The 17146-nt window shown below is 38.8% G+C and carries 23 protein-coding genes and 2 tRNA genes; 10 read left to right on the forward strand and 15 right to left on the reverse strand.

What is annotated here, in order from left to right:
• The first annotated feature begins 36 nt into the window (after positions 1-36).
• The 5 genes from AC0VZ5_RS00225 (at position 37) to AC0VZ5_RS00245 (ending at position 2508) form a co-directional block, all read left to right on the forward strand.
• Positions 37-450, forward strand: coding sequence for a YjfI family protein (locus AC0VZ5_RS00225; protein WP_008113284.1), 414 nt, complete (start codon positions 37-39; stop codon positions 448-450).
• 89 nt (positions 451-539) lie between these two features.
• Positions 540-1232, forward strand: coding sequence for a PspA/IM30 family protein (locus AC0VZ5_RS00230; RefSeq protein ID WP_055013441.1), 693 nt, complete (start codon positions 540-542; stop codon positions 1230-1232).
• Positions 1233-1303: 71 nt separating this feature from the next.
• Positions 1304-1942, forward strand: coding sequence for a DUF4178 domain-containing protein (locus tag AC0VZ5_RS00235; protein ID WP_138609634.1), 639 nt, complete (start codon positions 1304-1306; stop codon positions 1940-1942).
• The gene (locus AC0VZ5_RS00240; protein WP_010392540.1) at positions 1939-2259 is read left to right on the forward strand and encodes a hypothetical protein; all 321 of its coding nucleotides are present in this window, start codon (positions 1939-1941) and stop codon (positions 2257-2259) included. The genes AC0VZ5_RS00235 and AC0VZ5_RS00240 overlap by 4 nt, the downstream gene beginning before the upstream one ends.
• A 63-nt stretch (positions 2260-2322) precedes the next feature.
• A complete protein-coding gene (locus tag AC0VZ5_RS00245; RefSeq protein WP_021033113.1) occupies positions 2323-2508 on the forward strand; it encodes a hypothetical protein in 186 nt (61 codons plus the stop codon).
• Positions 2509-2523: 15 nt separating this feature from the next.
• Here AC0VZ5_RS00245 and AC0VZ5_RS00250 read toward each other — a convergent pair whose 3' ends face one another.
• The 4 genes from AC0VZ5_RS00250 to AC0VZ5_RS00265 all read right to left on the reverse strand — a co-directional run bounded on the left by AC0VZ5_RS00250 (position 2524) and on the right by AC0VZ5_RS00265 (position 5341).
• The gene (locus AC0VZ5_RS00250; RefSeq protein WP_475473679.1) at positions 2524-2925 is read right to left on the reverse strand and encodes a hypothetical protein; all 402 of its coding nucleotides are present in this window, start codon (positions 2923-2925) and stop codon (positions 2524-2526) included.
• A 10-nt stretch (positions 2926-2935) separates the two neighbouring features.
• Positions 2936-3454, reverse strand: coding sequence for a hypothetical protein (locus AC0VZ5_RS00255; RefSeq protein WP_010392545.1), 519 nt, complete (start codon positions 3452-3454; stop codon positions 2936-2938).
• 108 nt (positions 3455-3562) lie between these two features.
• Positions 3563-4942: a class II fumarate hydratase gene (locus AC0VZ5_RS00260; RefSeq protein WP_475473681.1), complete on the reverse strand. Its 1380-nt coding sequence runs from the start codon at positions 4940-4942 to the stop codon at positions 3563-3565.
• Positions 4943-5155: 213 nt separating this feature from the next.
• Complete coding sequence (locus tag AC0VZ5_RS00265; protein ID WP_008113269.1) at positions 5156-5341, reverse strand: hypothetical protein; 186 nt, start codon at positions 5339-5341, stop codon at positions 5156-5158.
• Positions 5342-5534: 193 nt separating this feature from the next.
• On the opposite strand from AC0VZ5_RS00265, the gene AC0VZ5_RS00270 reads away from it, so the two are divergent.
• Positions 5535-6125, forward strand: a complete 591-nt coding sequence (locus AC0VZ5_RS00270) for a DUF938 domain-containing protein (RefSeq protein WP_010392551.1) — start codon at positions 5535-5537, stop codon at positions 6123-6125.
• Here AC0VZ5_RS00270 and AC0VZ5_RS00275 read toward each other — a convergent pair.
• On the reverse strand, positions 6102-7241 hold the full coding sequence (locus AC0VZ5_RS00275) for a GNAT family N-acetyltransferase (protein ID WP_475473684.1): 1140 nt from the start codon (positions 7239-7241) through the stop codon (positions 6102-6104). The two genes, AC0VZ5_RS00270 and AC0VZ5_RS00275, sit on opposite strands and share 24 nt — an antisense overlap.
• A 380-nt stretch (positions 7242-7621) precedes the next feature.
• Positions 7622-8077, reverse strand: a complete 456-nt coding sequence (locus tag AC0VZ5_RS00280) for an Lrp/AsnC family transcriptional regulator (RefSeq protein WP_010392556.1) — start codon at positions 8075-8077, stop codon at positions 7622-7624.
• Positions 8078-8213: 136 nt separating this feature from the next.
• Here AC0VZ5_RS00280 and AC0VZ5_RS00285 point away from each other — a divergent pair, with 136 nt between their 5' ends.
• Both AC0VZ5_RS00285 and AC0VZ5_RS00290 read left to right on the forward strand, forming a co-directional pair.
• Positions 8214-9383, forward strand: a complete 1170-nt coding sequence (locus tag AC0VZ5_RS00285; RefSeq protein ID WP_475473686.1) for a PrnB family protein — start codon at positions 8214-8216, stop codon at positions 9381-9383.
• Between the two features lies 1 nt (position 9384).
• Positions 9385-10509 (forward strand): aminotransferase class V-fold PLP-dependent enzyme, encoded by a 1125-nt coding sequence (locus AC0VZ5_RS00290; RefSeq protein WP_475473688.1) that lies wholly within the window; start codon positions 9385-9387, stop codon positions 10507-10509.
• On the opposite strand, the gene AC0VZ5_RS00295 is transcribed toward AC0VZ5_RS00290, so the two are convergent.
• The 5 genes from AC0VZ5_RS00295 to AC0VZ5_RS00315 form a co-directional block, all read right to left on the reverse strand.
• A complete protein-coding gene (locus AC0VZ5_RS00295) occupies positions 10493-10981 on the reverse strand; it encodes an RNA-binding protein (RefSeq protein ID WP_475473690.1) in 489 nt (162 codons plus the stop codon). The two genes, AC0VZ5_RS00290 and AC0VZ5_RS00295, sit on opposite strands and share 17 nt — an antisense overlap.
• A 356-nt stretch (positions 10982-11337) precedes the next feature.
• Positions 11338-11430: transfer RNA gene (locus AC0VZ5_RS00300), tRNA-Ser, on the reverse strand.
• Between the two features lie 54 nt (positions 11431-11484).
• A tRNA-Ser gene (locus tag AC0VZ5_RS00305) sits at positions 11485-11575 on the reverse strand.
• Positions 11576-11797: 222 nt separating this feature from the next.
• The gene (locus AC0VZ5_RS00310) at positions 11798-11938 is read right to left on the reverse strand and encodes a hypothetical protein (protein ID WP_010392563.1); all 141 of its coding nucleotides are present in this window, start codon (positions 11936-11938) and stop codon (positions 11798-11800) included.
• Between the two features lie 761 nt (positions 11939-12699).
• Positions 12700-13494, reverse strand: a complete 795-nt coding sequence (locus tag AC0VZ5_RS00315; RefSeq protein ID WP_475473692.1) for a YggN family protein — start codon at positions 13492-13494, stop codon at positions 12700-12702.
• Between the two features lie 386 nt (positions 13495-13880).
• Here AC0VZ5_RS00315 and AC0VZ5_RS00320 point away from each other — a divergent pair, with 386 nt between their 5' ends.
• Positions 13881-14066: a PA3496 family putative envelope integrity protein gene (locus tag AC0VZ5_RS00320; RefSeq protein ID WP_008108975.1), complete on the forward strand. Its 186-nt coding sequence runs from the start codon at positions 13881-13883 to the stop codon at positions 14064-14066.
• A 72-nt stretch (positions 14067-14138) separates the two neighbouring features.
• On the opposite strand, the gene AC0VZ5_RS00325 is transcribed toward AC0VZ5_RS00320, so the two are convergent.
• The 3 genes from AC0VZ5_RS00325 to AC0VZ5_RS00335 form a co-directional block, all read right to left on the reverse strand.
• Entirely contained in the window at positions 14139-14630 is a 492-nt protein-coding gene (locus AC0VZ5_RS00325; protein WP_178954481.1) for a glutathione peroxidase, read from the reverse strand.
• Positions 14631-14719: 89 nt separating this feature from the next.
• Complete coding sequence (locus AC0VZ5_RS00330; RefSeq protein ID WP_178954483.1) at positions 14720-15019, reverse strand: AzlD domain-containing protein; 300 nt, start codon at positions 15017-15019, stop codon at positions 14720-14722.
• A complete protein-coding gene (locus tag AC0VZ5_RS00335) occupies positions 15016-15720 on the reverse strand; it encodes an AzlC family ABC transporter permease (RefSeq protein ID WP_464710604.1) in 705 nt (234 codons plus the stop codon). Before AC0VZ5_RS00335 ends, AC0VZ5_RS00330 begins: the two co-directional genes overlap by 4 nt.
• Before the next feature lie 105 nt (positions 15721-15825).
• Between AC0VZ5_RS00335 and AC0VZ5_RS00340 the strand changes: the two genes are divergently transcribed.
• The gene (locus AC0VZ5_RS00340; protein ID WP_178954487.1) at positions 15826-16482 is read left to right on the forward strand and encodes a cytochrome b/b6 domain-containing protein; all 657 of its coding nucleotides are present in this window, start codon (positions 15826-15828) and stop codon (positions 16480-16482) included.
• 51 nt (positions 16483-16533) lie between these two features.
• Here the strand turns inward: AC0VZ5_RS00340 and AC0VZ5_RS00345 are convergent, their stop codons facing one another.
• Positions 16534-16986 carry a c-type cytochrome gene (locus AC0VZ5_RS00345; RefSeq protein WP_475473696.1) on the reverse strand — a complete coding sequence of 151 codons (453 nt, stop codon included), beginning with the start codon at positions 16984-16986 and terminating at the stop codon, positions 16534-16536.
• Positions 16987-17146 lie beyond the last annotated feature (160 nt).

Below are 17146 nucleotides of genomic sequence, written 5' to 3' on the forward strand. Positions count from 1 at the left end.
CAGACATAATATGTCAAACGACAAAAAGGCAGAGACATGGAATTAAATGAACTTTCAATAAAATTAGCGTCTTTTGAAACTGAGGGTGCTAACTTTGAGTCTTTCTTGATTGCCAATCCAGGTGAGCAAGATGTTTTACAAGTCATTGTTGATGGAAACGATGAGCTTCCAATTTTTGTTACCCAAACACAAGAGCAATTATTATGTATTAGCTACTTGTTTGGTGAAGACGAAGTAAAAAGCGAGTTACGCGACGAGTTAAACGAAACACTACTGCGTTTAAACGTGCCAATTCCGCTAAGTGCATTTGCCAAAATTGATAATAAATATGCGATTTTTGGTGCACTTTCGGTAAATTCATCATTAGATGACGTTACCCACGAACTAGTGACGTTAGCGGATAACGCAATTGATGCACTAGAAGCCGTGACCTTGTATTTAAACGATTAGGATACCCGCCTAGGTAAGTGCTGATTGCTAATAGTATATGGCTCTCGCTTTACCTAATAGGATATAAACAAGTTTTTGGAGTTAAGATTATGAGTATTTTAAAAAAATTATTTACAGCGGTACGTGGTGGCGCGCGTGAAGCGGGCGAAGCAATTGTTGATGCGAATGGTATTCGTATTTTTGAACAAGAAATTGCCGATGCACAAAATGCACTAAATCGTGCTAAAAAAAGCCTGACAGAAGTAATGGCTAAAGAGATGCAAACCAAACGTAAAATTAGCGCAGTAGATGCATCAATTGCTGAGCACGAAGCGTATGCAGGTCAAGCCCTTGAAAAAGGGAATGAAGCATTAGCATTAGAAATTGCAGAAAAAATTGGTGACTTTGAAGCTGAGAAAGCCGAACACGAGCAAGTATTAGCGGGCTTTACTAATCACATAGTGACCTTGAAGCAGCAAGTTAAAGATGCTGAAAAATCAATTAAAGAAAACCAGCGTCAGCTTACTATGGTTAAAACCACAGAAAGCGTTCAACAAGCGACAATGGCTGTAAATAGCACGCTTAATACTAATAGCTCGTCGATGACATCAGCTCGTCAGTCGCTTGAGCGCATTAAGCAACGCCAACAAGACCGTACTGATCAATTAGGTGCTGCAAAGTCTCTAGAAGCAGATGTTAATGGCGATGATTTAAAAGCTAAAATGGCTGAAGCGGGTATTGGTGATACCAATCCAAAAAGTGCTGATATTTTAGCGCGCATTAAAGCGAAGCAAAATAGCTAACATTTAGAACCATATTAAAAAGGTAACCGAGTTTTGCTCCGTTACCTTTTTTGCTTACAGAGGCACCTTATATGTTTAATTTTTTCAAATCTAAAAAAAAGCCAGAACGTCAGCTTAATCACGCGAGTGACCTTAAAAAAGGTGACATGTTTACAGTGATTGACTCGTTTGCTTATCCTGCATGGCTCAAAGGCCAAACACTTCGCGTTATTGATGTGCAAACGTATCAGTACCAACATAGTAGTGATACTGAATTCGTACTTGAAACTAACACAGGCCAAGTGGTGTTTTTACAAATAGAACAAAACGATGGTGAGCAGTGGGCTAATTTCTCAATAAAGATTCAGCGTGATGATGTTGATGAAGTATTTGGTTTGGATGAGTTTTCACGTATTTTTGATGAAGAATCGTTAACGCATATTACAGTTAAAAATACGCCTGAGCGCTTAATGCAGTTTTTAGCTGGCAGTTATCAACAAAGCGAATCACCTTATGTATGTTATTTTCATAATAAAGATTTTCGTGGCCAAGCGCTACCTCGCTATGAGCAAGACGGTGGTGAACCCTGTGAAATGATTTGTTTAGCGTCACCCGATGAAGGGCATAGCGTTAATATCGAAATTTGGGAGGGAGGTGAAACAGAAGTATCACTGACATTAACTCGCCCAATTAGCGATATCGTTGACTTGTTTCCTGGAGATGCCCAGTGAGTGATGCTAAAGACAAGTGGTTGCGCCAAGAGCAAGCTGTGCGCGCCACGCAAATGGCCTTTGATTTGAGTAGTGAGGTACAAAAGTCGATAAAAAAACAAGCTATCGACCAAGAACTTACTCCCTCAGATATGATCCGCAAAATTTTAGGCCTTGATGTAAAGTCTAAAAAAACACGGCAGCGTTTATCGTTTAATTTAAATGATGATGAAATAGCACAATTGGCTAGTCGGTTTGAAGTTGCAGTAGATGATAAAAGAGCGGTAAAGCAACAGGTAGCAGATCTACTCATTGAGCATACAAAAAAGACTAAGTAACCCTTTTGCCTTCTTTATATAAAATACTTACACTGAGGTTATTATTTCTAAAGAAGTGCAGCTGTGAATATTATATTGATTGCCTACTTACTTATGTTTGCGTTATTTGGCACAGCGGCAAGCTACTTTGTGCGTTTTATATATGCTTATTGGGTACAAAAGAACATGCCTTTGGAATACATTTTTAAGGCTGGTGTATGTATTTTCATGGTAGTGGTTATTTCGGTGTTAATACCACTATTAAATTAACACCGAAACGAACTGCTACTGGTAATTAACGGTTTTACATTGGTTATCAATACATAAAGAGTGAACTTCTAGCACTGGTGAACAGTCATCGAACTCAAGCGCAGTGTTATTTTTTTGTTCTTGCTGAGTGATTTTTTGTGCTAATTGCTCGGCATGCTTTTGAGAATTATTTAATGTTGAATACACAACATACTTACTCGGCCCCCCACAGACACGCGAGCCAACACCTAACACCTTACATTGATAACTGGCTGTGCAGCTTTTATTACTTGTAAGCCCATTAAGCTGAGTATTTAAAACAGATTCACTCGCGTTTTGAGCTGTGCTTGGTGTTAGTGTGCTACTGCAACCGCTAAGCAGCATAGTCATGACAACACTGGCAGCTGATAGTTTAATTACGGATGACAAACAACTCATAATCTAATCCTTAAAATACACTTACCGCAGAGCCTTCAAGTTTAACACATTTATTTTCAACGCACTGGGTACTAGGCGCAGTTAAATGTTGGCAAATACTCATCATGCCTTTTTGCGCATTATAAGTACTTTCCAATTGAGTAATTGTATCGCTTAGGGCTGAAACCTGTTTTTGGGGGGCGCTTTGTGTAGAGTACACAATATAATCGCTCGGTCCACCACAGGCACGGCTACCAACAGCATTCACTTTACACTGTGAACTCGTTGAACATTGCTTATCTGCTATGAGGCTGTTTAGCTTATCTTTTGCTGTTTTAATATCATCAAGCGACACTTCTTTTGCTGCATCAGCAGGTAATGGCTGTGCTATTTTATTTTGCTTATTCGCTTGTGGTAATTTTTGTTGCGGTATCGGCGTAGACGTATTTTCTACCGCATTGGTTTTAGTTTGCTCAGTTTTATTTGAGGTTGTTTCTAAGCACGCCGTTAAGCAAAGCGGTAGCAGTAGAGCGAGTAATGGAGTACGCATAATCGTTCCTGATAGTGATGAATTATTCATCACTATCATACACTGTGCATTCATTACAGCAATAAAAACTCTACTATCAACATATTAAAGAGGTGATAAGGAGAGTTTTTAAGTTAACCCGCCTTGCGTTAATTTAGCTGGATTGAGTAATGCCTCTAATTCTGATCGAGATAGGTCGGTTTCTTGCTCAGCGATATCAATAATTGGCTGTGCTTGCTGATAAGCTTGCTTAGCAATTTTTGCTGCTTTTTCGTAGCCAATAACAGGGTTTAGCGCAGTCACTAAAATCGGGTTTTTAGTTAATGCTTTATCTATCTGAGTTTGATTAACTTTAAAGCTAGCAATGGCTTTATCTGCCAACACTTGCGCGCTATTAGCGAGTATCTCGGTACTTTGCAAAATATTGTAAGCGATTACCGGCAGCATTACGTTAAGCTCAAAGTTGCCAGCTTGGCCTGCAACCGTAATGGTTGCGTCGTTACCAATGACTTGGGCGCTAACCATTGCAGCGGCTTCTGGGATCACCGGATTCACTTTACCCGGCATAATTGATGAGCCAGGCTGTAATGCTTCAAGTTCAATTTCTGAAAGTCCCGCAAGTGGGCCTGAGTTCATCCAGCGTAAATCGTTGGCTATTTTCATTTGTGCAACTGCATAGACTTTTAGCTGTCCTGATAAAGCGACAATCGCATCTTGTGATCCAATATTATAAAAAAAGTTATCGCTAGGGGTAAATTGAATCCCTACCTTTTCAGTTAGCTGTGTGGAAAATAGAGCGGCAAATTGTGGGTCGGCATTAATACCTGTACCTACTGCTGTGCCACCTTGCGCTAGCTCACAGACACGTATTAGTGCATGCTCAATACCGCTAGCTGCATGCTTTACCTGCGATTGCCATGCGCTGAGTGTTTGCTCAAAAGTTATTGGCATTGCATCCATTAAATGAGTGCGCCCAGTTTTAACTATGTGGCCGATGTCTGCTTTTTTTTGCTCTAAGGCGTCTGCTAAATTTGCTAGTGCTGGCAGTAATTTTTTATCAACGCTGATCGCACTACTCAAAGCAATCGCAGTGGGAATAACGTCATTAGAGCTTTGCCCCATATTCACATCGTCATTTGGGTGGATAGCTTGGTTAGCATGTTTTGAGGCTAAGCTCGCAATGACCTCATTAGCATTCATATTTGAGCTAGTACCTGAGCCAGTTTGAAAAATATCAACGGGGAAATGCTCATAATGCTTACCATCAATAATTTCTTGGCAGGCATGGTCGATCGCATTTGCTTTTGTTTTATCTAAATGGCCTAGTTTGAAATTGGCTATTGCAGCGGCTTGCTTGATATACGCTAAGGCAATAATAAATTGCTGCGGCATTGTGAGGCTGCTGATCGTAAAGTTATTAATGGCGCGTTGGGTCTGTGCTTTATAAAGTGCGTCAGCAGGCACGTTGAGTGTGCCCATGCTATCTGATTCTGTTCTAAAGTTACTCATTAGTACTCCTATAAAAGAGAATATATGACATTTAACTACGCTATATAAAAAGATATGGTGCTGTTATTACTATTTACAACGGTATAGCTAAAAAGTAGAGGGCGTCAAGGTAAGCTAATGATGGAACAAAATAAAAAGTCGACTTAAACTGATTTTAAGTCGACTTAAATAATGTATTTATATAAACAGCCGGTTACAAGGCTAAACAGAATTTTAATTGTAGCCAAGAATAAATATTTGGTCTGTTTCATGTTTGTTTTGTGCCTTTTGAGTATTTTTTACATGAGAAAGTAAGTCGATAACCGTTGCTCTACAATCTGTTTCATAACTCGTTTTATCTAGGCTTTTGTCTGTAACTGCCATTGCAGCATCTACTGCGGTATAAGGTGAAATATACATAATGTTATCCTTTTGTAGTTTAGTACTCATTAAGTGAGTAATTTAATAAAAGCATATAGCGTACCAGCTCGGTAAAGATAATTTAACGTATTGAAATTGATGTTATTTTATTATTTTGGTCAATTTACTCACGACAGAATAGCTGAAATTTGTTTTACTATTGTGCATTCATTTGCAATTTAGGTGCATCAGTATGACCAAACCGTTTTCACAAGCCTGCGAAAATAATAAAAATCATATACTTAAGGCTTTGCAGCCTGCATTGCAAAATGCAGCATCAGTACTTGAGATAGGCTCGGGGACGGGTCAGCATAGTGTTTTCTTTGCCAAAAAATTGCCACATTTACAATGGTATACCAGTGATCGAGAGGTTAATCATCAAGGAATAAAGTTATGGCATGATGAGGTGCAACTGGCAAACTTGCATCCGCCTTTATTACTTGATCTAAACTATTCTTGGCCAGTAAATAAAGTGGATGCGGTATATACTGCTAATACTTTTCACATAGTGAGCTGGGAGTTAATTACGCGTTTTTTTGCTGGAGTAAATCAGCACTTAAACCAGCAAGGAGTGGTGTGTGTATATGGCCCTTTCAAATATAAAGGGGAGTTTACCAGCCCCAGTAATGATGAATTTAATAGTTTATTGCAAAGTCGCGATCCGCTTAGTGGTATTCGTGATTTCGAAGCGGTTGAGCAGCTTGCAGTGCAATATGGGCTTAAGTTACTCAGCGATACTGCGATGCCTGCAAATAATCAGTTACTCATTTTTAAACGGCAATAAAGTGCTACATTGTTGTTTGTAAATTTCGATATGTTGGCATTCGCGTTCTAAGTAATCTGCAATGGCATTATTAAAATCGGGGTGAACAATGTGATGGGCAGAGTAAGTGATTATCGGTTGAAAACCACGAGCGATTTTATGCTCTCCTTGTGCCCCAGCATTAAAGCACTGAATGTTATGCTTAATAGCATAATCAATCCCTTGGTAATAACACAGCTCAAAGTGAAGCGAATCTATCTCTTCACTAGCACCCCAATAGCGGCCGTAAAGGGTATTATCACCAATTAAGCTTAAGGTGGCGGCAATTACTTGCTGGTCTCTTTTGGCTAGCATAATGAGCAATTTGTCAGCCATTAAAGCGTGCAACAAGCTAAAAAAATCACTGTTTAAGTAGCCTAAATGGCCCGAACGTTTTAAATAAGTGCGTTGATAAAACTCACAAAAAAGCTGCATTGTAGCGGTAGTGATTTTCTCGCCTTTGAGCCATTCAATACTGATATTTTGCTCTGTGATTTTAGCGCGCTCTTTTTTAACGGCTTTACGCTTTCGGGCATTAAAGGTTTTTAAAAAATCGTCAAAATCTTTAAAGTTATTATTAAACCATTGAAACTGCACGCCGATTCTTCGCATAGCACCGGTATCATAAAGGTGGGTGGCTTGTGCTTCATCGCAAAAGTTTACATGCCAGCCTGACCATGCCTGTTTTGCGCAGTGACTATTAAGTTGCTCTGTTATGTACTCATACACTAATTTTGGATTGCTATGCATAATACCTATTCTTTGTCCCTCAATCGGGCTAAAGGGAATACCGCACAGCCATTTAGGGTAATAATCTAAGCCATTTTCTTCATAAGCTTCTGCCCATGCCCAGTCAAATACATATTCACCGTAGGAGTGCGCTTTTAAGTAGCCAGGGGCAAGCGCAATGAGTTTATCGCCTTCATAAACGGCTAAGTGATGAGGCTGCCAACCTGTTTTAGCACTTACACATTGGCTTTGTTCAAGTGCGTATAAAAAAGCGTGTTGAGTGAATGGGTCATTACCAAAAAATTGATGCCACTGTGTAGCATCAATTTGATTAATACTATTAAACCAACTGTGAGAAAAGTGGCTCATAATAATAGCCTTATCTTGATGCTGCGAGCATAAGTACATACGAAAAAAGAGGTGCTTAATTTATAGCGCGTGATTATTATTAAGTTATTGATAAGTTTTATATATGGGTATGTGTTCATTTAACATAGCAATATACGCAAAGACATTCTGAGAGCTTATCGATTTATAGAGGTTTTGCAAGATGTTGATTAAATATAATACTTTCAAATTAGCGTTGTTTTTAGGCGTGACTTTGATCGCAAAAGAAATACTGAGTCATCTTTATTTAGGCTTGAGCTGCTAAGATTAGTTTATAAAAGATGTAATCAAAAAGCTTATGCTAAAGTTAATTATTATCTAATTAACTTCGAAAATAAAGGGTCTTAACCTAAGCGTATATTTTAAAGTGGTAGCTGTTTTTTACTAAATGATTGCTTTAATACAACGGTTGATTCTATGTTGGCGATACAGCTTAAGCTTCCCAGTTGGTGCTTTACAAACTGCTCATAACTTTCTAAATCCTGAGAGATAATTTTTAATAAATAGTCGTGGCTGCCTGAGATCACAGAACACTCAAGTACATGCGGTAGCTTTTCTACATGTTGTTCAAACTGTTGTGCGGCACTCACTGAATTTTGGCACAGTCGCACGAAAGCATAAACCAGTACATTCAGGTTGAGTGACTTAGGGTTAATAGCTGCGTGATAACCAATAATAACCTGTTCTTGCTCAAGTTTTTTAATGCGCCTTAGAGTAGGAGTATCCGAGAGATTAATAGTATTGGCTAATTCTGATACCGACATTCGGGCTTGCGATTGCAAGGCAACGAGTAGCTGCTGATCTTTATTATCTAACATAGCTATAGAATCTTATTAATTATTTGTCTAGTAATAGTGATTATTGCTAACAATAACTGCTTTTGCTATTTTTTTTAGCGTTTTAACCTCTGGGATCTTTGCTAGCATTAAAAAATAATAATAACAGGATGTAGTCATGAGTTCTTACACTGCTAAATTTGATAATTGGATTAGGTCTGAGTTTGTTGCTCTAAATTCTCAGTTAGAAGAGTTGTATTGGCAACAAGATGATAAAGCAAATGTTGAAGGGGTTGGGGATAACTTAAAGCAAACCTTGAAAGAGCAAGGTAATGCGTTGATCAGCGATTTATTAGCCGAAGGTAATACCGACGAAGGATTTGATAGCGCATTTGATTTACTTGGTAATGTAGGTTTGTTCATGGCGGCTTGCCGTAGACATGAAATTACAGAGCCAAGCAGAGAGAATAGTTCACCGCTGATAGAAGCATCGGCGCTTGCTATGCATATTGGTGCTTCTATTGGAGTAACCCCTCGTTTTGCAACCGCACATTTAACCACCCATAATAAAGCCATTAATGGCACCTATAAACGGTTTACAAATCTTGATGATGAAGCCCTTTTTTTAGATTACAACACCCAAGGTATTTTAGCGTATAAACGTGCGAGTGATGCTTTACTAAAAATATTGCCATTAGGCATTTCACATCCCGTCACTGCTGAACTACTTGAGGTGGTTAAAACGGCACTTATTGATGTAATAGCGTCGAATAATGACTTGTATACTCAACTTGATACCGAGCGTTTTTTTAATTGTGTACGCCCATACTACAAGCCTTACCGGGTAGGTAAAGAAGTTTACCGTGGTGCAAATGCGGGAGATTTTGCCGGTATTAATGTTATTGATATGCTGCTAGGACTTTGTAGTGCAAATGAGCCGAGTTACTCGCAAATGCTGGTGGATAAATTTTTATATATGATGCCAGAAGATCAACAAATATTGCGAGAAGCCATGCGTATGCAAAGCTTTATGGATGACTTCTTAAAAGCCGAACAATATAAACATACAGAGTGGTTTCAAAAGCACGGCAAACTATTTATACAAGTGTGTAAATTACATGGTGACACCGCTATCGGTCATCATAACCAACTGGTCGAAAAGTTTATTGCCCAACCGTCACAGCAAATGCAACAACAGCATATTAATAAAGTCACTGCCAGTGGACCGCCTTTGCCAGTATTACTCGATTCCTTAGCTAAATTAAGGGATAGACGTGCAGCAGCTAAGCGAGACGATATTAATACGCGTTTTGATGACTTAAATACGCTAAAACAGTGGATTAACTAATATGGCTAAAAATGATTTTTGTATGCCAAGGGGCTGCTATTTATTAAGCCACTCTGTTGGCCGTCCTCTAAAAAGTACTTTAGAAAATGCTACTGAGCAGTTTTTTACTCCTTGGCAGGAAAGTGCCAAAGAGCCATGGCAGCAATGGTTACCAGCTATAGAAAATTTTACGGGTGCATTAGAGCGGCTATTTAATGCGCCAAGTGAGCAGTTTTGTCCTCAGGTTAACTTATCTAGTGGTTTAACTAAATTGCTTATGTCGCACCCCGTATTTAATAAACCACAGTGCACGGTATTAATGGCGCAGGCCGACTTTCCAAGTATGGGGTTTGTAATGCAAAAAGCACTCCCTGCATGTGCAACAATACGTTTCATCCCCGAGCATGAAGATCTAAGTGATAGGCAGATATGGCAGCGATATTTAACCCCAGAGATTGATGGTGTGTTTGTTAGTCATGTTTATTCTAATACGGGTGTACAAGCACCTCTGAACGATATTGTGGCGCTTAGTAAAGTCACGAATACACTCTCAATAATTGATGTGGCGCAATCGGCAGGGGTTATCCCTGTCGATCTAACGGCGTTAAATGCCGATTTTATGATTGGCTCAAGTGTGAAGTGGTTATGCGGGGGGCCAGGTGCGGCCTATTTATGGGTAAATCCAAATCAAATAACGCAATGTGAACCAAAAGATGTTGGTTGGTTTTCACATCAAAATCCATTCGAGTTTGATATTACGCATTTTCAATATAACGCTAAAACACTTAGGTTTTGGGGCGGTACGCCTTCTATACTCCCTTATGTTATTGCCGCTGATAGCATTGCATATATTGCCCAGTTTGGTGTGGATAAAGTGAGAGCGCATAATTTAGCGTTGTTAACGTTACTTCAGCAGCAGCTGACGGCTTTTTTAGTATCGCCAAAGGATAAAGATCAGTGCAGTGGTACCGCTATTTTAGATTTTGCAGAGCATCAACAAACCGTATTAGCGGCATTGGAGGCAGCAAACATAAGTGTGGATGTGCGCAAACTCGGTATTCGTATTTCACCGCACATATACAATACAGCGTCAGAGATACAAGCGTTTATTGCTACGGTGAAAAAGGTAATTAAGGCTGCTGATTAAGCTGTTGTTTTTTTTGAGTGAGTGCCGCTATTTGTTGTTGTGCTTGTTTTATTTGCGGTTCAAATCTTTGTTTAAGTACCGCAGTTTCTGTAGCAATTGCATCTGCAATCGAATCAGCGCCTAAACGATTTGCTTTATCTTGGGTCATGTAACCGACTTGCTGTTTCTTTTGCGCGTATTCCTGCTGGTATTGCTTTATTTTAAGCTCAAGCTGCACAATATCGCGCTCTATTTGTTGCACCTCAAGGTAGTCATCAACTGAGGTATCGATAACTAGGGCGTTTTCAGATTGCAATGCATTGGTTTGCATAATGTTGACGTTTTTAAGCGTGATCACTTGAGCGTCTTTAGCGCAAGGAGTTTGACTGAAAGTCGGCACCCCTTTAATGGTGCATTTAAAAACCGTCACTTCATTTGCCATGCTGACAGTGCAGACACCTAAAAAACACAGTAGTAATATTAGCTTTGCCATGGTTAAACCTAAGCTGGTTTAAAGTACCATTTATAATGCACTAAGTTGTAACACCATACAATTTGTTTAATTTAATAGCCTAAGTCAAGTATGCCTTTCAAAACGAACAATTCCATAGGTTGTTAAAATTTAGGCACAAAAAAACCACAATTAAGTGGCTTATATTCAGTAATGGTGGAGAGGGAGGGATAGGCTTGCTTACATCCATGTAATCAATCGCTACGCGACGCTTGCAGCGGCCTAAACTATTCCAGACACTTTATCGAACCCAGTCGAGGGCTCTCACCCTCCCAATTAGCAGCAAAGCTTATTTTTGGGCACAAAAAAACCACAATTAAGTGGTTTATATTCAGTAATGGTGGAGAGGGAGGGATTCGAACCCTCGATAGAGCTACAAACTCTATACTCCCTTAGCAGGGGAGCTCCTTCGGCCACTCGGACACCTCTCCGACGCATTATTCTGCGTGTTATTAATCGGGATAAAACCAATTAATAAAAATAAGTGGTGGAGAGATAGGGATTTGAACCCTAGAGGGGCTATAAACCCCTGCCGGTTTTCAAGACCGGTGCATTCGACCACTCTGCCATCTCTCCACATCGTGATGCAGGATAATACTTAGGTGAGTAGTCTGTGTAAATAGCAAAAAGATCGTTTGCTTAAAAAGTGAGCGTAAATGCGGTTTTTTTTATAAATAATGAAGATTTAAGGTGATTTTTAGCTATGAGGTGGCTGGCAGCAAACTGGAGGAGCTAAAGAAGAGTCTTCATTTAGAGGTTGGGTGTTTGCTGCAACAATACAAAATCATGGTTGGGTGATTATTTGTATTGAATTGCACCGCCAAGTGCTAATTTTTTTCCGTAACGATTAAGTTTAGCTAGCATTTTTGCTTTGCGATTAGTTGGCTTAACGGCAACGTGAGTTGTGGCTGTTTGGTTAAGTGTATTAATTGGATTCATTTTATTCGCTCCGTGGTTGTGTCTGTTGAAAACATGTGCATTTTGCACGCAGGGTGGTTAAAAATAAAGCGATAAAAATTGCTGGTGAAGTATTAGTTTTTTTAATCCGAAGCTGGTTTATTAATTTATCGTTCAACTACTGATTTATTATTTTTTGTATAATTATTCATCCTAGCTCATTGCTATGTCGCTTTTATATGGGGTCTTTTCGATTTTTTTGAGTTTGAACTGTTTATAAAAAGAGTTTTTTGAATATTTATTCAGATTAAATTATTTTGTATTGGTTGGGCTTAGTTTTACTTTATTCAAAGATTTAACATGTTATTTATAGGCGGTTAATTATTTATCAGATAAGAGCAGTAAATAAACGATAAAAAATAGTGTTGCGAAGTTTTTAAATTATAAAAAAAGTGCCTAGGTTACTAGGCACTTTGGAGTTAGTTGCGTTTTAAAGCGCTTCTAACTGGGGAGCGCACCATCTCATGGATATAAATCTAAAAAGATGGGTTTAATTATATTTGCAATTAGGGCTTACAATCATCAGCTTGGGCGGTATTTTAAGTGATCTAGAGCGAAGCGAAGATTATACTTTGGTTTGTATTTTACTATGAAGCCACAAAACAATGCTGCACAGCAAGAGTAGATCCGCTCAACGGTCTATTATTTGAGTTAAATGGTTTTAAGTAGGATATAAAACGCAAAATGCGGCATAGCTTAAAAGCAAATGCCGCAAAGGGAGATTAATGTGGGGTATTACTCTATTAATGCTGTTTAATAGTAAATAACTCATAGCCCTTAAGTGCAGGAACTTGAGCGGTTAGTTGCGTTTCTTGTTGCGCTATTTCAACAAAGTCATCACATAATGAATTTGCACGCTTTTCAAGTGTTTTGGCATGCAGCTCTACTTTTTCTTCTATTTGTGCGCCCATATTTTCCATGCGCTCTTCAAATGCTTGCATGTCACCGCCTGAACTCATTAACTCAGAGCCCAATGCCACTAAAATGCTGCCCATTGATTCCATTACTACTGATTCAACCGCTGTTTCTATTTGCTTTTCAAACTGCTGTTCAAAGTTTTCACCAAATTGAGTAAAGCTTTGTTGACCCATTACAAAAGTACCTTGTTGATAAAAGGTGCTTTCGACTTCTTGATGAATATCGTCCATTAAGGCTGAAATATTATCGAGGCCGTCAATATTAAACGCATTGGCAACTTCTTCTAATGCGACACCTGCAATTTTAACCCCTTCAAGGGCAATATTGGCCACTTCAGGTAATTGTACGCGTAAATTGTCTGTGTAGTCGGTCATTGCTTGGCGCTGTGCACTATTTAATGCTACTTGCTCGCCATTGATAGACAGCTCACCTTCAGCGGTAAATAGCATGCGCTGATTATTGGCTTTAAAAATTTCTAACTCATTGGGTTTGATGCGTACATCATTCTTAAATTCAACGTTACATTCATCGTTACTAAATGAAATTGAAGAGTCGTTCGTGTTATGAGCCATTGCTACTGGGGTGCACATTATTGCGCTAACTAATAATAATTTTTTCATGTTTATTCTCTGTTTTTTGCTGATGATAATTAACTTATAACAAGTTTGGTGCCAATTGTTTTTAATGTTTAAAAACAATGAGTTGATGTTTTCCAATGCTTTAAAGTCGAAAGTGTACTCATTGAAAATACGAAAATATGGTCAAAATAACCAATAATTAAATGCTAATAAATAAAATTTATCGATACGATAAAAAACTCTCACTTTCCACAATTCAAATTTAGCGCTATTTATTCACAATACTGACACAGAGACTATTTAGGATAGCGATGTGGCTTTATTTTGACGTAAATTTTTACAGTGAATTTATGTTGAACATTTTAATTTCACCAATTATCGCGATATAAAAATCCGAGGTTGGTCTCAAACACTTTATGGAGTGGGTTGTGGGTAAGACATTTAGTTACGATGCGCTAGATGATGATTTTGTTGAAGACGAATACGAAATGGTCGGGCGTAATCAACACGACAAGAAAAAGCAAAAGGTAAAAAGAAAGTTAGAGGATTACCTTGAGCAAAAACGCTTGCGTAAAAACCTAGGTGAAGATGACTTAAACGATTATATTGATTAGGTTGTCGCTAGTACAAATAAGCGCTGTAGTTGGCAATAAAGAGGCTTTGGGCCTCTTTATAGTTTTTTGGGGTTAAGCCTTAGCTGCAAGCAATGCTTTTTCAATTACTTTTTCTAGCTTTTCAGGTTTGGTAATGGGCGCAAACCGTTTAATGGGTGTGCCATCTGCCGCTACTAAAAACTTAGTGAAGTTCCACTTAATTTTTCTTGTTAAAAACCCCGGGAGTACAGATTTTAAATAGCGAAAAACTGAATCTGTATGTTGGCCATTTACACTCACTTTTTCTGCGACTAAAAAATTAACCCCGTAATTTATTAAACAACCTTGCGCTATTTGCTTAGCGTCGCCAGGCTCTTGTTGACCAAATTGGTTACATGGAAAGCCTATAATGACCAAACCTTGGCTTGCATATTTTTCGTGTAATGCTTGCAATGATTGATATTGATAAGTTAATCCACATTCACTTGCGGTATTCACTATTAATACAACTTTACCTTCAAACTCTTTAAAGTCGATTGGCTGGCCTTGCAGACTAGTAGTTTTTAGTTGATGGAATGGGTGCATATAAATACGCTTATTATTTATTTATTTTGCATAGTCTAACCTTTGTGTGATGATCTACAAAGTCTAAGTCACTTCTAGAGCGCTTGCTGCTAATTTAAAATTAAAAACAGCCCCATTCCGGCCAAGGTCGTTAAGTAAATATTATGGGTTTTGTAAGCAACAATAACAGCAACGATAGCTGCACTGAGATAAGGGTTTTGCCAGTTTAGGTTTATACCTTCGTCATTTATAAATACAATTGGCACCCAAATCGCCGTTAGTACCGCAGGTGCACTAAAGCTTAAAAATTGCTGCATTTTTGGCCCTACTTTAAATGGTAAGGCGCGGTGTAAGAATAAATAGCGAGTAAAAAAAGTAATACATGCCATTAGTAAAATAGTGGTCATCATCTTTTGTCCTCCTTATTTTGCACTAATCGGGTAACAACGTAACCTGCGCTCATTGCTAGAAGCGCAGAGCATACTAACCACAATTCAAAGCCTGTGCTTTTTAATAAAGTGGCACTGATCCCTGCAACAATAACAGTGACTAAAGTAGCTAAGTTTTTTATCCCTGGAACTACTAAGGCAATAAAAGTCGCTGCAATTGCAAAATCGAGTCCTAGATTGGTGAGGTCTGGGAGCATAGTACCGGCTACAATGCCAATCAGGGTCCAAATATTCCACGCAATATAAAAGCTAAAACCTGCGCTCAATGCATAAATTAAACGGATTTTAGTACGATAGGCGCGCGGGTGGTGCGAAAAAGCAAATAGTTCATCGGTTAATACAAAGCTGACAGGCAGGCGCCAACGCATGGGCTGCTCAATTACTTTGTGACGAACCGCCAAGCCATATAAAAAGTGGCGAGAGCTAATAATAAACGTGGTAAAAAGAATGGTTAGTAGAGGGGTGTTACCAGCAATGAGCTCTATTGCAACCAGCTGTGCCGAGCCCGCAAATACCAGTAGTGACATGGCTTGAGTTTCAAAGGGAGTAAAGCCGTTTTGTATTGCCAACGAGCCACATAAGATACCCCAAGGAATAACCGCTAAACACAGCGGTAGCATATCTAAAAAGCCTTTTAATACTGGTTTTTTAATTGACTGCATGTGTTTGACTCTGTGCATAGGTGGAAAGACTCATCGGGATACCTTAATATTGAGAAGCTAAAATAGTTAGCGTTTTAGATGATACTTTTTTTTAGGGAAGGTGCAATGTTTAAGGTAAAAGTGTGGGATGGCTTTGTAAGAAGCTTTCATTGGTTATTAGTATTGAGTATTGCTGCGCTTTATTTTAGTGCAGAAGAGGGCATGATCGAACTTCATTTTGTGGTTGGCTTTTTTACTTTAGCGCTTATTTCAACACGAATTATATGGGGCCTATTTGGCAGTAAAACAGCAAAAATATCGGTATTACTGCACTCTCCTAAATCGGTGCTTGCTTCTTTTGCTGGCAAAAAAACAAATGAGGTGGGCCATTCTGCACCTGGTAGCTATATGGTGTTATTATTTTTTATTCTGATCATCGCGCAGCTAGTAAGCGGTTTAATGAGCAGTGATGGTATTTTAACAGATGGCCCGTTAGCGCAGTATGTATCGAGTGATACGATTGATTTGGCCAATTGGCTGCACCATATTAATTTTGATATTTTATTTTATGCGATTATTTTGCATGTTGTGGCTATTATTGCTTACAAAATTAAAGGCAAGCCTCTGGTCAAAGCAATGATCACCGGTAATAAAGCACTAGCAACAAAAAGCTCAGAGCCAGAGACAAAGTCACCATGGGTTGCATGGGTTATATTTTTGGTACTACTGGTTTTATTAATGAGTACCTGGGGAAGTGAGCATTTAAGTTATTTGCTTAGTTAAAAAAAGTGGCGCTAATACAGCGCCATTTTTGTTCTTAATACACCGTATATATTAGTCTTTGAATTGCTTATGACAATCTTTACAGCCTTTAGCCCATGCACCAAACGCTTTACCAATAACAGCTTTGTCAGCGGTTTGAGCTGCTACAGCAAGTTCATCAGCATATTGTTGAAATGCTGTCGCTTTTTTCATAAAAGTATCGTTCTCAGACCATACCGCAGGAAGTGCTGATGTATCACCCTTATCAGTACCTGCGTAAAAAGCTTCCCAAGGCATTTTAGACAATGCCGCTGCGTTATTTGCACGCTGCTTAAATTGCTCTGCATCAAAAGGAATTTTACCCTTGAGCATGGCACCCATATCGCCTATTTGAACTGAAATCATAGAAAATGCAGCTTGGCGATACTCAATAGCATCACTCGGCTCTTTGAATGCAGAATTTGCAGATACGCTAAATGCGCATGTAGATAGTAACGCCCCGATAAATACTTGCTTCAATTTCACTTTACTCTACTCCTTTGACGGTTATTTGATTATCTTTGTATCTTAGCTCAGGCTTTAGTTCAAGGGAATGCATAGATTATTACTTTGATATAAATTGACGGACCTTGGAAATAATCAGTTTTAACTCGTCTTTTTTGTGAATGTTTGTAAATACCTTGTT

This window comes from Pseudoalteromonas sp. QJM3NY_12 (assembly GCF_056173165.1).